At 67.0% G+C, this 13,256-nt stretch carries 12 protein-coding genes; 7 read left to right on the top strand and 5 right to left on the bottom strand.

The annotated features are described in order from the left end of the window. Positions 1-4: 4 nt before the first annotated feature. Positions 5-718, bottom strand: coding sequence for a riboflavin synthase subunit alpha (locus DIE08_RS06345; protein WP_124901332.1), 714 nt, complete (start codon positions 716-718; stop codon positions 5-7). A gap of 116 nt (positions 719-834) precedes the next feature. After that, on the bottom strand, positions 835-2,697 hold the full coding sequence (locus DIE08_RS06340) for an ABC transporter ATP-binding protein (protein ID WP_124901331.1): 1,863 nt from the start codon (positions 2,695-2,697) through the stop codon (positions 835-837). A gap of 484 nt (positions 2,698-3,181) precedes the next feature. Between DIE08_RS06340 and DIE08_RS06330 the strand changes: the two genes are divergently transcribed. Beyond that, positions 3,182-4,063 (top strand): Dyp-type peroxidase, encoded by an 882-nt coding sequence (locus DIE08_RS06330; RefSeq protein ID WP_124901330.1) that lies wholly within the window; start codon positions 3,182-3,184, stop codon positions 4,061-4,063. A 101-nt stretch (positions 4,064-4,164) separates the two neighbouring features. On the opposite strand, the gene DIE08_RS06325 is transcribed toward DIE08_RS06330, so the two are convergent. After that, positions 4,165-4,566, bottom strand: coding sequence for an OsmC family protein (locus DIE08_RS06325; protein ID WP_059466564.1), 402 nt, complete (start codon positions 4,564-4,566; stop codon positions 4,165-4,167). 118 nt (positions 4,567-4,684) lie between these two features. After that, complete coding sequence (locus DIE08_RS06320) at positions 4,685-5,605, bottom strand: LysR family transcriptional regulator (RefSeq protein ID WP_124621076.1); 921 nt, start codon at positions 5,603-5,605, stop codon at positions 4,685-4,687. Between the two features lie 467 nt (positions 5,606-6,072). On the opposite strand from DIE08_RS06320, the gene DIE08_RS06315 reads away from it, so the two are divergent. From DIE08_RS06315 to DIE08_RS06290, 6 genes are all read left to right on the top strand, one after another. Beyond that, on the top strand, positions 6,073-7,134 hold the full coding sequence (locus tag DIE08_RS06315; protein WP_124901329.1) for a helix-turn-helix domain-containing protein: 1,062 nt from the start codon (positions 6,073-6,075) through the stop codon (positions 7,132-7,134). Continuing rightward, on the top strand, positions 7,083-8,399 hold the full coding sequence (locus tag DIE08_RS06310) for an Nramp family divalent metal transporter (protein ID WP_124901328.1): 1,317 nt from the start codon (positions 7,083-7,085) through the stop codon (positions 8,397-8,399). Before DIE08_RS06315 ends, DIE08_RS06310 begins: the two co-directional genes overlap by 52 nt. Positions 8,400-8,479: 80 nt before the next feature. Beyond that, entirely contained in the window at positions 8,480-9,067 is a 588-nt protein-coding gene (locus tag DIE08_RS06305) for a phosphatase PAP2 family protein (protein WP_124901327.1), read from the top strand. Positions 9,068-9,500: 433 nt separating this feature from the next. Then, entirely contained in the window at positions 9,501-10,289 is a 789-nt protein-coding gene (locus DIE08_RS06300; RefSeq protein WP_124901326.1) for an SDR family oxidoreductase, read from the top strand. 34 nt (positions 10,290-10,323) lie between these two features. Then, positions 10,324-11,340, top strand: a complete 1,017-nt coding sequence (locus tag DIE08_RS06295) for an NADP-dependent oxidoreductase (RefSeq protein ID WP_059601622.1) — start codon at positions 10,324-10,326, stop codon at positions 11,338-11,340. 167 nt (positions 11,341-11,507) lie between these two features. Then, positions 11,508-12,011 (top strand): thioesterase, encoded by a 504-nt coding sequence (locus tag DIE08_RS06290; protein ID WP_124901325.1) that lies wholly within the window; start codon positions 11,508-11,510, stop codon positions 12,009-12,011. A gap of 9 nt (positions 12,012-12,020) precedes the next feature. Here the strand turns inward: DIE08_RS06290 and DIE08_RS06285 are convergent, their stop codons facing one another. Beyond that, a complete protein-coding gene (locus DIE08_RS06285; protein ID WP_059678859.1) occupies positions 12,021-13,073 on the bottom strand; it encodes an AI-2E family transporter in 1,053 nt (350 codons plus the stop codon). Positions 13,074-13,256 lie beyond the last annotated feature (183 nt).

Genomic DNA, 13,256 nt, shown 5'->3' with positions numbered 1-13,256 from the left:
TCCGTTACGCCTTCGGCAGTTTCGCGACGTTGCGCGCGAGCAGTTCCTCGATGTCGATGCCTTTCTCCGCGAGCAAGGTCGTCACGACACCGGTCAGTTCCCCGAGCGTTTCCTTGACCGACTCTCGGATCGTATCCACGACGACCTGGGTGCTGCGCTCGATCTCGATATTGACCTTGTCGTTGACGCCTTTGGCGTCGAAGGTGGTCGCGCGTCGCGTTTCGGGAATCAGCCAGACTTCGAACCAGCCTTCGTCGCGATTGACGTCCGATACGGTGAGGCTGCAGCCGTTGATCGCGATATAGCCCTTCGCGAACACATAGCGTTTGAAATCGGCCGGCACGCCGATGCGGATCATCCGGTTGTGTTCGGACGACGCGATATGCAGGATGGTCCCCATGAAGTCGACGTGACCGGACAGCGGATGCCCGCCGATTTCCGCGCCGTCCTTCGCGGCCCGTTCCACGTTGACTCGGGCGCCGGTCGTCAGGTCGGCCAGCGTGGTGATTCTCAGGCTCGGCAACATCACGTCGAAGTCGATCAGCAGCGGCGAGTGGATGGTCGTCACCGTCAGGCAGACGCCGTCGACCGAGACGCTCGCGCCGATCTCGATGTCGGTGGCGAACCGCTCGGGGAATTCGATGCTGAACGTTCTCAGTTCGCCGTGATCCTTGATGGCCTTGATGACGCCAACACCCTGAACAATGCCTGTAAACATGATCCGCCTTTGGTCGCAAATTGCCTGGCCGGTATGATAAGTGATCGCGGCGGGCGGCGTCGGGGCCAGAAGCGCGGTGGCAGTGCACCGCACGTCCGGCCGCAACCGGGTTGCCATCAAGCCTCCGCCGGCTGCCCCCGCGGGCCGGCAGCGCCGTCGACCGCGCGCGGCGGCGAATCGATCAGGCCCTTCGCCAGCTCCAGCGCCTGCCGCTCGAACAACCGGCGATAAATCCCGCCGTCGATGCGGATCAGCGCGTCGTGGTTGCCTTCCTCGATCACCTTGCCTCGATCGAGCACGAGCAGGCGGTCGAGCGAGCGCACCGTCGACAGCCGGTGCGCGACGACGAGCGTCGTGCGGCCGACCATCAGCCGCTCCATCGCCTGCTGGATCAGCACCTCGCTTTCGCTGTCGAGGCTCGACGTCGCTTCGTCGAGGATCAGGATCGGTGCATCCGCGAGGAACGCGCGCGCGATCGCGACGCGCTGGCGTTCGCCGCCGGACAGCTTGATCCCGCGCTCGCCGACGAGCGTGTCATAGCCGTCCGGCAGCGCGGCGATGAAGTCGTGCGCGCTGGCGAGACGCGCGGCGCGCTCGATCTCCGCACGGCTCGCGTCGGGGCGCGCATACGCGATGTTCTCCGCCAGCGTGCGGTGGAACAGCACGGGCTCCTGCTGGACGATCGCGATCTGGCTGCGCAGCGAGTCCTGCCGCACCTGCGCGATATCCTGGCCGTCGATCGTGATGCGGCCGCCCGACACATCGTACAGACGCTGGATCAGCTTGATGAACGTCGTCTTGCCCGACCCGGAATGGCCGACGAGGCCGACCCGCTCGCCGGGCGCGATGCGCATCGAGAAGTCGTCGTACAGCGGCACGGGATGGTTGCCGTAACGGAACGTCACGTGCTCGAAGCGGATCTCGCCTTGCCCGATCCGGATCGCCGGCGCGCCGGGACGATCGTCGATGCCGAGCGGCTGGCGCTCGAGCGCGACGAGCTCTTCCATGTCGTTGACCGAGCGCTGCAGGTTGCGGATGTGCATGCCGACGTCGCGCAGGTAGCCCTGAAGCATGAAGAACATCGTCAGCGAGAACGCGATGTCGCCGATGCTCGCTTCGTCGTTCGCCCACAGCCGCAGCGCCACGCCGATCATCGCCGCCTGCATCGCGACGAGCATCGCACCCTGCAGCCCGCCGTTGAGCGTGCCGCGTACCCACGTGCGGCGCGTGCGCTGGCGCCACTTGCCGATCACGCGTGCGAGCCGCGCTTCCTCGCGCGTTTCCGCGCCGAACGCCTTGACGACCGCGTTGCAGCTCACCGCGTCCGCGAGTGCGCCGCCCATGCGCGTGTCCCACATGTTGCCGAGCCGCGCGGCCGGCGCGACGATGGCGAGCGACACGGTGACCGTCACCGAGATGTACAGCAGCGAACCCGCGCCGACGACGAACCCCATCACCGGCCAGTGCGTGCCGAGCAGCACCGTCGCCCCGACGAGCATCGTGACCGACGGCAGCAGTGCGATCAGCACGGTGTCGTTCAACAGGTCGAGCGCCCAGATCCCGCGCGTGATCTTGCGCACGGTCGACCCCGCGAAGCTGTTCGCGTGCCAGTCGGTCGAGAAACGCTGCACGCGATGGAATGACGCGGCGGCGATCTCGCTCATCATCTTCAGCGTAAGCGTAATGATGTTCAGATAGACGCCCTGCCGCAGCAGCGTCGCGCCGATGCCGAGCGCCGCGAGTGTGCCGAACGCGACGACGGCCGAATGCCACGCGGCGGCGCGGTCGGTCAGGCCGATCGACAGCGCATCGACGAGGCGGCCGGCGAACAGCGGCGTGAGCACGTCGGCAAGCGCGCCGAGCAGCGCCAAGGTCGTGATCGTCGCGATGCGTACCGGCTGCTTGCGCCAGTAGCGGAACGTGAAGCCGAAGACGGCCTGGAATGCCTGGCCGCCCTGATGGGTGGTTTTTCTGGTCATGTATCGTTGCCCGGCGCATCGCGCGACGGGACTTTCCGGTTCGGAGAACGTCGAAAACGCAACAGTCCGGCCGCGCGGACGACGCGGGCGAAACGAAACGGACTGTCGGAAAATGCGCGGGCCGTCGAGTTAGCGGAGCACTCGGGAGCCGGCGCGGACGACGGGCTGGATCAGCCGCGCCGTGGGACCACGTTCGGGAAGGCTGCTGGCATTCGGAACATCTGCACCTCCCTGAAGTGAACGGTTGAAAGGACGCCGAAAAGACGTGAAGGGATTTTATCAGCAGTGCCGGAGTCGCCGCAACGTCTGACGAATGCCGCGTTGCAGCGTCGATACGGTTAGTATTCGGGGTTTCGGCCCTTTTTCGTGCGGATTCCGCGATGCGGTGCCGCACGGGTCGGCGGGCCGCATCGATTACACTTTGCCGTTGCGCGTCGGCCGCTGCGGCCCCGCGGATTCACCCCGATACATTCCTGAGGAAACGATGAGCGACGTTCAGCAAGGCATCCTGGCTCCGATCGACACGGCGGCCCGATACCTCACTTTCACGATTTCGAACAACGGTAACGTGGCAGCGGCGCTGAGAGCTTTGCGCGAGCTCGTCGACGGGCGCGACACGGTCGTGGGCTTCGGACAGGCGCTGGCCGCACACCTCGGGCGTCCGGTCCCGGGCCTCACCGAATATCCGGCGTTCGCGGTGAACGACCGCACGCTGCCGATCACGCCGGCCGACGTCTGGGTCTGGCTGCGCGGTGACGATCGCGGCGAGCTCGTGCTGCGTGCGCGGACGATCGAACGGGCGCTTGCGCCGGCGTTCGCGCTGCAGGACGCGGTCGACGGGTTCCGCTATTCGAACGATCGCGACCTGTCGGGTTATGAGGACGGCACCGAGAACCCGAGCGGCGACGACGCGCTGGCCGCGGCGATCGTCACGGGGCAGGGCGCGGGTCTCGACGGTTCGAGCTTCGTCGCGGTTCAGCAATGGCTGCACGACTTCGACCAGATGGAGCGCATTGCGTCCGGCGACATGGATCACATCATCGGTCGCCGCCGCTCGGACAACGAGGAACTCGACGATGCGCCCGAGTTCGCGCACGTGAAGCGCACCGCGCAGGAGAGCTTCGAGCCGGAGGCGTTCATGCTGCGCCGTTCGTCGCCGTGGTCCGACGCGCGCCGCGCGGGGCTCTACTTCGTCGCGTTCGGCTGTTCGTTCCGCGCGTTCGACGTGCAGATGCGCCGGATGAGCGGCGCGGACGACGGCATCGTCGACGGCCTGTTCCGTTTCACGCGACCGCTGACGGGCGCGTATTTCTGGTGCCCGCCGGTGAAGGACGGCAAGCTGGACCTGTCCGCGCTCGGACTGTAAACGCCGGACGACATCCGAAAACGGGCGGGTCGCGCATCGTGCGCGGCCCGCCCGTTTCACTTGTTGCGTATCGATCGTGTGCGGCGCGGTGCGTCGTCCCGTCAGTTCAGCGTCGTTTCGATGCGCGTGCCGCGCTTGATGAACAGCGTCACCGGCGTCTTCTCGCAGATTTCCGCGAGCCGCTGGCGCTGCGCATCGTCGAGCGGGCCGTCGAGCGTCACGACGCGGCGCACGTATTGCTGCCCTTCGCGATCGGCGTGCAGTTCGGTGCGCACGTCGATGCGCACGGCCGGCCACGTCTTGCGCTGCATGTACATGCGCAGCGTCGCGGCCGTGCATTGCGCGAGGCCGGCCAGCACGAACTCGAACGGCGCCGGCCCTAGGCCCTGTCCGCCTTCGCGCGGCGCTTCGTCGCCGGTCAGCGCGTGCGTGCCGGCCTGCAGCTGGACGACGTAGTCGGGTGCGTCGGCGGCGAGGGTGGCGGCAGCATGGATGAGCGGCATGGCAAGAACTCCGGCAAGCGGGGAAAGAGGCGGCCGCGACGATGCGGTGTACGAGCCGCCAGCATACCGTCTCGCGGAAAATCGTGGGCGCTGCGCGCGTCGGCGGGGCTCGCCAGGATCAGCCGGCGACGCCGGCACTCCGGCGCACGAGCATGGCGACGCGTTCGCGCACCCACTGGTGCGCGCGGTCGGTTTCGCGCGACTCGTGCCAGTACGCGAGCAGTGGAAACGGCTTGAGCCGCAGCGGCAGCGGCTGCACGGCGATCGGCAGCATCGCCGCCATGCGCAGCGCATACGTGCGCGGCAGCGTCAGCAGCAGGTCGCCCGTCGCGGCGATCTGGCAGGCGGCGAAGTAATGCTGGCAAACGAGCTGGATGTGACGGAGGCGTCCGTCGTTGCCGAGCAGCACGTCGAGCGATTGCGGTTCGCCGAGCGACGACACCGCGACATGCCCTGCGGCGAAATAGTCGCCGCGCCGCAGCGGACCGCCGGTCAACGGATGATCGTGCCGCATCGCGACGACGAGCGAATCGTCGAGCAGGTGTTCGGTCGCGATGCGCGGACCGGTCTGCACGCGTCGATCGACGACCAGATCGAGATTGCCTGACGCGAGTTCGCGTTCGATGTCGTGCACCGCGATGCGGCGGCTCACGAATCGCAGGCCCGGCGCTTCGTCGGCGAACGCGGCGACGATCTGCGGCAGCGCGATCGATTCGAGCACGTCGCGAATGCCGACCGCGATGCTCAGGTCGAGCGTCGCCGGGTCGAATGCCGACGGGGCGCGCACGGCGCGTTGCAGGCCGGCGAGGTGAAGCTGCACGTCCGCGATGATCGTGCGCGTGCGCTCGGTCGGCACGACGCGGTTGCCCTGGCGGACGAACAGCGGGTCGTCGAAATGCGCGCGCAGACGGTTGAGCGCATGCGTGACTGCCGGCTGCGTCAGGTGCAGCGCACGGGCCGCCGCGCCGATGCCGCCGTGCACGTAGACGGCATCGAGCACGCGGAACAGGTTCAGGTCGAGACGATGATCGGCGGGCACGGACGAAGTCGGCGTGGTGGACGGTGGAGCGATTCTACGGGATGCGCGAACAACGGAACGCGGGTGCGTGCATCAGAGCGACGATCGATGCCGTTCGATGCGTGTCGATGACGATCGAGCCGATACGTGCGTGCGCGCATCCGATGCGCGACGCGAATCATGCGCACGATGCGAGCCTGCCCATCGGCATGCGCATTTCCGCGCGGCCGCACCAGCGGTCGGCGACAGCCTGTTGAAATCCGCCATCATACTGTCCCGGTCTGCCATTTCATGCCAAAGACACGACCCGTTCGGCTAAGATGCCGTCGCTTCATATTTCGAAATAGCCGTCGCTGTCGCACGAGTTCAAACCAAATATAAGCCTGACAGTTCGACGGTATTACAAGAAGTCGAAAAAGTCCGGGGGCTTGGCAGTGGAAGCAGCAGATCAGAGGTGGGTCGTAATCTATTTGAGTACGGGGTTTTCCTTGGCGCAGGCCGCGCGCCTTGGCGAGGCCTTCAACCTGGCGAATCGCCTGCACGCGTTCAGTGCGGATTACGAGTTGAAGTACGTATCGGAAAGCGGGGGGTTGCTGCAGTCGTCGTCGGGCGTGCAGATCGCCGCCGATCCGCTCGGCGATGAGCACGGCCCTCGTGCACTCGCGTTCATTCATCTTCATGGCGACCGCGCGTCGATCAACTGGAACGATGCATTGCGGCGTCGCCTGAGCGACATCCGCCGGCATGCGCGATGGATCGTCGATGCGATGGACCTGTCGACGCTCGCGGCGTCGCAGCGGCAGACGGATGCCGGTCACGCGCGAACCGGTCGCGCGCGCGGCGCGGCGGCCACGATCGAACTGCAGGCAGGCGAGGCCGACGTGTTCGCGGCCGTGCTCGACATGTTCCGCGCCGATCTCGGCGACAGCGCCGCGCAGGAGATCGCCAGCAACCTGATGCGGCCGGTCGAGCAGCGCTACGCGCAGTCGATGTGGGCGTTTCGCGAGCTGAGCGCGAGCCCGTCGATCAGGATGTCGGCGCAACGGCTGCGCGCGCAGAGCGCGAACCGCATTTCGATCGCGGAAGTCGCCCAGACGGCCGCGATGAGCGAGCGCAATTTCCTGCGGCGCTTCAAGAAGGAAATCGGCGTGACGCCGACCGAGTTCGTGCAGCACGTGCGGCTCGAGCGCGCATGCCACATGCTGATCCACACGACGCTGCCGGCCGACAAGGTCGCGCGGCGCACGGGCTTCGGCAGCGGCGAGCGTCTGGCGAAGCTGTTTCGCCAGCGCCTGCAGGTGTCGCCGACCGAATTTCGCGTCGCCGAGCGCGAGCGGATCCTGACGAACGGCGCCGGCGCGGCCGATCCGCAACTCGTGCCGCGGCCCGCGAAATCCGGCGGCGAGCGGGCGAGCCGGGGCGCGCGTGTCGATGCGCGGGAGAAAACGGGGCGGATGACCGTAAAATCACCGTGTCGCGATCACGATCCCCGGTTTCCATGCCCTTGCTCCCCACTACCGCCACCGCCCCCTTCTGCCCGTCGGAAGTAAAGGGCAGCATCACGATCGACGCCGGCGCGTCGCGCTGGATGAAGCTCAAGCGCTTCTTCGGCCCGGGCCTGCTGGTCGCGATCGGCTACATGGATCCCGGCAACTGGGCCACTGACATTCAGGCCGGCTCGCAATTCGGCTATTCGCTGCTGTGGGTCGTGGCGCTCTCGAGCCTCGCCGCGATCTTTCTGCAGATGCTCGCCGCGCGGCTCGGCCTCGTCGCGGGCAAGGATCTCGCGCAGGCCAGCTACGACCGCTATGGCCGCTTCGGCCGCATCGTGCAGTGGGTGACCGCCGAGGTGTCGATCATCGCGTGCGACATCGCCGAAGTGCTCGGCTGCGCGCTCGCGTTCAAGCTGCTGCTCGGCGTGCCGCTCGCGTGGGGAATCGTGCTCACCGCGCTCGACACGGTGATCGTCCTCGGGCTGCAGGGCAAGGGCGTCCGGCAGATCGAGGCGATCGTGCTCGGGCTGATCGCGACGATGGCGTTCTGCTTCGTCGCGCAGGTCGCGATCACGCCTCCCGACTGGCATGCGGTCGCGGCGGGGCTCGTGCCGGGCGATCCGGGCCATGACCGCAAGGACGCGATCGTGCTCGCGCTCGGCATCGTCGGCGCGACGATCATGCCGCACAACCTGTATCTGCATTCGTCGGTCGTGCAGACGCGTCATGTCGTCGGCGGCGCGCGCGGCCTGATCCGCGACACGCTCGCGCTGGTGCGGATCGACACCTGCGTGTCGCTGTTCGTCGCGATGCTCGTCAATGCGGCGATCCTGGTCGTCGCGGGTGCGGCGTTCCATGCGACCGGCCAGCACGACGTGACCGACATCGAACAGGCGTACCGGCTGATCACGCCGATCGCGGGCGGCGCGGCCGCGCTGCTGTTCGGCATCGCGCTGCTCGCGTCGGGGCAAAGCTCGACGCTGACCGGCACGATCGCCGGCCAGGTGATCATGGACGGCTTCCTGCACACGAAAATCCCGTGCTACCAGCGCCGGCTGATCACGCGCGGGCTCGCGCTGATGCCCGCGCTGATCGGCGTGCTGTGGCTCGGCGAGAATTCGGTCGGGCAACTGCTCGTCTGGAGCCAGGTGCTGTTGAGCCTGCAGTTGCCGTTCGCGATGTGGCCGCTGATCCGCTCGGTGAGCGATCGCGACACGATGGGCGAGCATGCGATCGGCCGCAGGATGCAGGTCGCAGCGTGGACGCTGTTCGCCGTCATCACCGGCACGAACCTGCTGCTGATTACGGGTGTCGCGGGTTGATACAGCCTGTCACAGGCTGAAACAGGCGCATGGCGCGCGTGCGTTAAACTGCGCGTTTTGCCAGCCGTTCGACGTCCGTTATGTGGAGTGAAATCAGCAACATCGGCGACGCCGCGCTGACCCTGCCGGTCGCGCTGACCTGCGCGGTCTGGCTCGCATTGTCCGACTGGCGGCTCGCGGTGCGCTGGATCGTGCTGCTCGCGGCCGGCATGAGCCTGGTCGGGGCGACCAAGATTCTCTATGCGGGCTGCGGTGTCGAAATCCCGCAGTTCGACTTCCGCGTGATCAGCGGCCATACGATGCTGTCGACGTCCGTGTGGACCGTCGCGCTGTCGATGCTGTGGCAGGCCTTCCGTGCCGGCAAGGTGCCGGGTGTGGCGGCGGGCCTCGCCGTCGGCGCGGTGACGGCCGTCGCGCGCGTGTTCGACCATTCGCACACGATTCCCGAAGTCGTCGTCGGCTGGCTGCTCGGCGCGCTGGTCGCGCTGGTGTTCCTGCGGATCTACGACCGGTCGCACAAGCGCTCGGTCTCGCCGCGCATCGCAGCCGTCTGCCTGCTCCTCGTGTCCGGCATCGCGTACGGGAATCGCGCGCCGTTCCAGCAGATGATCGATACGCATTCCCCGCAGTTCTGCGCATTCATGCGCACGTCCGGCAACGGGTCCTGATGGCCGTTCTTTCCGGGGCGCCAGCGCCCCCGGTGTCACGGTGTCAGGTGAGGTGGTCACCCGCGGTGGCGGCACCTCCGACTCTCATCCCGTTCTTTCCTCGTCATTGTCAAAATCCGGCGTTCTGCCTTCATTGAATCGATATTCGCGGTGATTCCGGCGCGCGGAACAGGCTCGTCCCGTCGCCCGGAGATACGAAGGTCATGAACCGTGTCTATGACTGGGCATTACGAATATTCATTTCATAGATCGCCGGCAATCGCGTACGCTGGCGTTCGTTCGATCGTGGCCGCAGCGGCGGCTTGCCCGATTTGTCCGGCGCGGTGCGGCCGGCTCGCTATACTCGCGCAAACCATGCGGCGGTCGGCCGGCGCACGGCAACCGCCGTCGCGGCACCGGTCCGCCTCGACGATTCACGATAGGAGCAGGTTCCATGACAGTCGTTTCCCCGCGCCTCGCAGGCAAGTGCGCGTACATCACTGGCGCCGCCGGTGGCCTTGGCCGCGCGATCGCGCGCCGGATGGTCGAGCAGGGCGCGCGCGTGTTCCTGACCGACATCGCCGACGCGGCGGTGCTCGACGCGTTCGCGCATGAACTCAACGCGGGGCACGCGGCGCCGGTCGCGTTCGCGGCCACGCAGGACGTGCGCGACGAGGCGCGCTGGCAGGCGCTGCTCGCGCAGGCGAACGAAGCGATGGGCGGGGTGTCGGTGCTCGTCAACAATGCCGGCGTCGGGTCGATCGGCGCGCCCGCGCAGATCCAGCTCGACGAATGGCGGCGCGTGATGGCGATCAACGTAGAGAGCATCGTGCTCGGCTGCAAGCACGCGCTGCCGTACCTGGGCGCAAGCCACCCGGCGTCGATCATCAACATCTCGTCGGTGGCCGCGTTCAAGGTCGAGCCGGATTTCACGGCGTACAACGCGTCGAAGGCCGCGGTCGCGTCGCTGACGAAGTCGGTCGCGATCGACTGCGCGCGCCGCGAGCTCGACGTGCGCTGCAACTCGATTCACCCGGCATTCATTCGCACGGGCATCGTCGAGCCGCTGTTCCAGTCGCTCGGCGAACGCGATGCGACGCGCAAGCTCGCACGCGGCATTCCACTGCGCCGGCTCGGCGATCCGGACGACGTCGCGCATGCGGCCGTCTATCTGGCATCCGACGAAAGCCGCTTCGTGACGGCCGCCGAACTCGTGATCGACGGCGGCATGTGCGCGGTCTGACGCGCATCGACGACAACAACCGGAGGAGAACATCATGTCGACACCCGTGAACCGCCAGCTGCTTCTGAAGACGCGCCCGGAAGGGCGGGTCGGCCGCGAACACTTTTCGCTCGTCGAAACACCGGTGCCGGCGCTCGCCGACGGCGAAGTGCTCGTGCGCGTGCTGTATCTGTCGATGGATCCGACCAACCGCGTATGGATGAGCGACGTGCCGCAATACCTGCCGCCCGTCGCGATCGGCGAGGTGATGCGCGCGCTCGGCATCGGGCGCGTGGTCGCGTCGCGCCATGCGGGTTTCGCGCCAGGCGATCTCGTACAGGGGCTGGTCGGCTGGCAGGACTATGCGGTCGTGCCGGCCGACCAGGCCGCGCAGCTCGTGAAGCTGCCCGCGCAGTCGGGCCTGCCGCTGCCGACGCTGCTCGGCGCGTGCGGGATGAGCGGCCTGACCGCGTATTACGGGCTGACCGACATCGCGCCGGTGCAGCCCGGCGAGACGCTCGTCGTGTCGGCGGCGGCCGGCTCGGTCGGTTCGATCGCCGGCCAGATCGGCAAGATCCACGGCGCGCGCGTGGTGGGGATCGCGGGCGGCGCGGACAAGTGCCGCTACCTGACCGAGACGCTCGGCTTCGACGCGGCCGTCGACTACAAGGCCGACGATTTTCGTCAGCAGCTCAAGGCAGCGACGCCGGACGGCGTGCACGTGAACTTCGAGAACGTCGGCGGCGAGGTGATGCGCGCGGTGCTGTCGCGGATGGTGATCGGCGGGCGCGTGGCGCTGTGCGGCGTGATCTCGAACTACAACAGCGGCCGCGCAGCGGACGACGTCGGCGTGCTGATCTCGAAGCGGATCACGATGCGCGGCTTCCTGATCCTCGACTACCGCAAGAGCCGCGAAGCCGTGCAGACGCTCGCCGGATGGCTGCGCGACGGCCGGCTCAAGGCCGAGGAAACCGTCGCCGACGGGCTCGAGAATGCGCCCGACGTGCTGAATCGCCTGTTCGACGGCGACCATCGCGGCAAGCTCGTGCTGCGCGTCGATCCGGACGCATGAGCTGCCGCGCTGACGCGGGTTGAGTCTGCATAGTCCGGGATCAATTTAGGACGTATCCCATATATCGTTCCGGCCGCTCTCCTTAAAGTAATTGCCAGCAAACGGCGGCGTGACATGCGCGTCACGCCGCCGTTTTTCATTTGCACGGCAAAAACGGGAGGCGAAACATGCAAACGAAGACGGGGCAGGCAGCACCGGCGGCGGTGCGCGATCGAACGAAGCGGTGCATCGACGCCAGGCTGCGGAGCGTCGCAGCCGGGTTCGGCATCGCATTCGCGATGTCGGGCGCGGGTGCGGCTGAGCCGGTGCACGCGAATGGCATCGTGCGATTCAGCGGTGCGCTCGTCGATCTGTACGACGTGAGATTCGACGCGCCGTCGATCGGGGCGTCAAGCAGTGCGACCGCGGCGACACTCCGGTTCGATGCGCATGGCCGGCGCCTGCCCGGCGCGCATGTGGCGCTCGTGGAACTCGATGGCCAGCCGCTTTCGCGGCCCGCGGGAGCGGAGGTTCGCGCGACATGGCGCGATGCGCGCGACGATCGAATCGTGCCGCTGGATTCGGGCCGCGCGCATCGTGTCGGCCCGTATGGCGGCGTGCTGACGGTCGCGGTGCCGGACATGGAAACGGGCGCCGTGGCGCCCGTCGTGATCAGGATTCGACATCCGTGACGCGTCGCGTCATTCGCCCTGTTCGGCTCGCGCGTAAATATCCCAGCTCGCCATGAACAGCGCGGCGACGAGCGGTCCGATCACGAAGCCGTTGATGCCGAACAGCGCCATCCCGCCGAGCGTCGAGATCAGCACGACCCAGTCGGGCATCTTCGTGTCCTTGCCGACGAGGATCGGGCGCAGCAGGTTGTCGACGAGGCCGATCACGCCGACGCAGAACGCGACGAGGATCACGCATTTCCAGATCGCGCCGATCGCGAGGAAGTAGAGCGCGGCGGGCACCCACACGAGGCTCGCGCCGATCGCCGGCAGCAGCGACAGGAACGCCATCAGCGCGCCCCACAACACGACGCCCTCGATCCCGAGGATCCAGAAAATCAGGCCGCCGAGCGCGCCCTGCACGAGCGCGACCGCGATGTTGCCCTTCACGGTTGCGCGTACCACCGTCGTGAACTTCGCGAGCAGCAGGTTCTTGTGCTCTTCGTCGAGCGGCATCGCGCGGCGCACGCGGCGGCCGATCTCGCCGCCGTCGCGCAGCAGGAAGAACACCATGTACAGCATCACGCCGAAGCTGACGACGAACTGGAACGTGTTCTGGCCGATGCTGAGCGCCTGGGTTGCCGCGAACTGGCTGATCTGCGCGGCACCGTCGGTCAGCTTCTTCTGGATGCCGGGGATGTTGGTCAGCCCGTATTTCTGCAGCAGGTTCTGAATCGACGTCGGCAGCGCGTGAATGATGTCATGGAAGTACTGCGAATAATTCGGTTGCGCGCTCTTCAGCTCCTGGTACACGTACGCGATTTCCTGCACGAGCGTCGCCGCGACGAATACGAGCGGCAGGATCACGATCAGAATGATCAGCGACATCGTCACGAGCGCGGCGAGGTTGCGCCGCTTGCCGAAGCGTGCGGCAAGCCAGCGCTGCACCGGCTGGAACAGGATCGCGAGAATGGTGCCCCAGAAGACGGCGCCGGAGAACGGCGCGAGTATCCAGCACAGTCCGACGGTGACCGCGAACAGCAGGAAATAGAAGAATTTTTGGTGATCGTGTCCGCTTTCCATGGATGGTTCGCGCAGATTGATGCCTGGTTTGATTGAATCTCGTTGCCTCGGGCGCGATCGGCTCGCGAACGTCACGGGTTCGCGGTGAAGCGCGCGCAGGGCGGCCCGATCGGCAGTATGCCCGCAAAGGTGCCGCCATCATAGCCGCCGCGCGCGGCGCACTCGAAAACGCCGCGACCGGAG

The sequence above is a fragment of the Burkholderia sp. Bp9004 genome, from assembly GCF_003858025.1.
In the GTDB taxonomy this organism is placed as follows: Bacteria; Pseudomonadota; Gammaproteobacteria; order Burkholderiales; family Burkholderiaceae; genus Burkholderia; species Burkholderia diffusa.
This window is presented reverse-complemented; position numbering and strand designations above follow the sequence as displayed.

Coding starts and splice junctions, on each gene's coding strand:
- DIE08_RS06345 (WP_124901332.1), bottom strand. CDS start 718: ATGTTTACAGGCATTGTTCAGGGTGTTGGCGTCATCAAGGCCATCAAG.
- DIE08_RS06340 (WP_124901331.1), bottom strand. CDS start 2,697: ATGACCAGAAAAACCACCCATCAGGGCGGCCAGGCATTCCAGGCCGTC.
- DIE08_RS06330 (WP_124901330.1), top strand. CDS start 3,182: ATGAGCGACGTTCAGCAAGGCATCCTGGCTCCGATCGACACGGCGGCC.
- DIE08_RS06325 (WP_059466564.1), bottom strand. CDS start 4,566: ATGCCGCTCATCCATGCTGCCGCCACCCTCGCCGCCGACGCACCCGAC.
- DIE08_RS06310 (WP_124901328.1), top strand. CDS start 7,083: ATGCCCTTGCTCCCCACTACCGCCACCGCCCCCTTCTGCCCGTCGGAA.
- DIE08_RS06305 (WP_124901327.1), top strand. CDS start 8,480: ATGTGGAGTGAAATCAGCAACATCGGCGACGCCGCGCTGACCCTGCCG.
- DIE08_RS06300 (WP_124901326.1), top strand. CDS start 9,501: ATGACAGTCGTTTCCCCGCGCCTCGCAGGCAAGTGCGCGTACATCACT.
- DIE08_RS06295 (WP_059601622.1), top strand. CDS start 10,324: ATGTCGACACCCGTGAACCGCCAGCTGCTTCTGAAGACGCGCCCGGAA.
- DIE08_RS06290 (WP_124901325.1), top strand. CDS start 11,508: ATGCAAACGAAGACGGGGCAGGCAGCACCGGCGGCGGTGCGCGATCGA.
- DIE08_RS06285 (WP_059678859.1), bottom strand. CDS start 13,073: ATGGAAAGCGGACACGATCACCAAAAATTCTTCTATTTCCTGCTGTTC.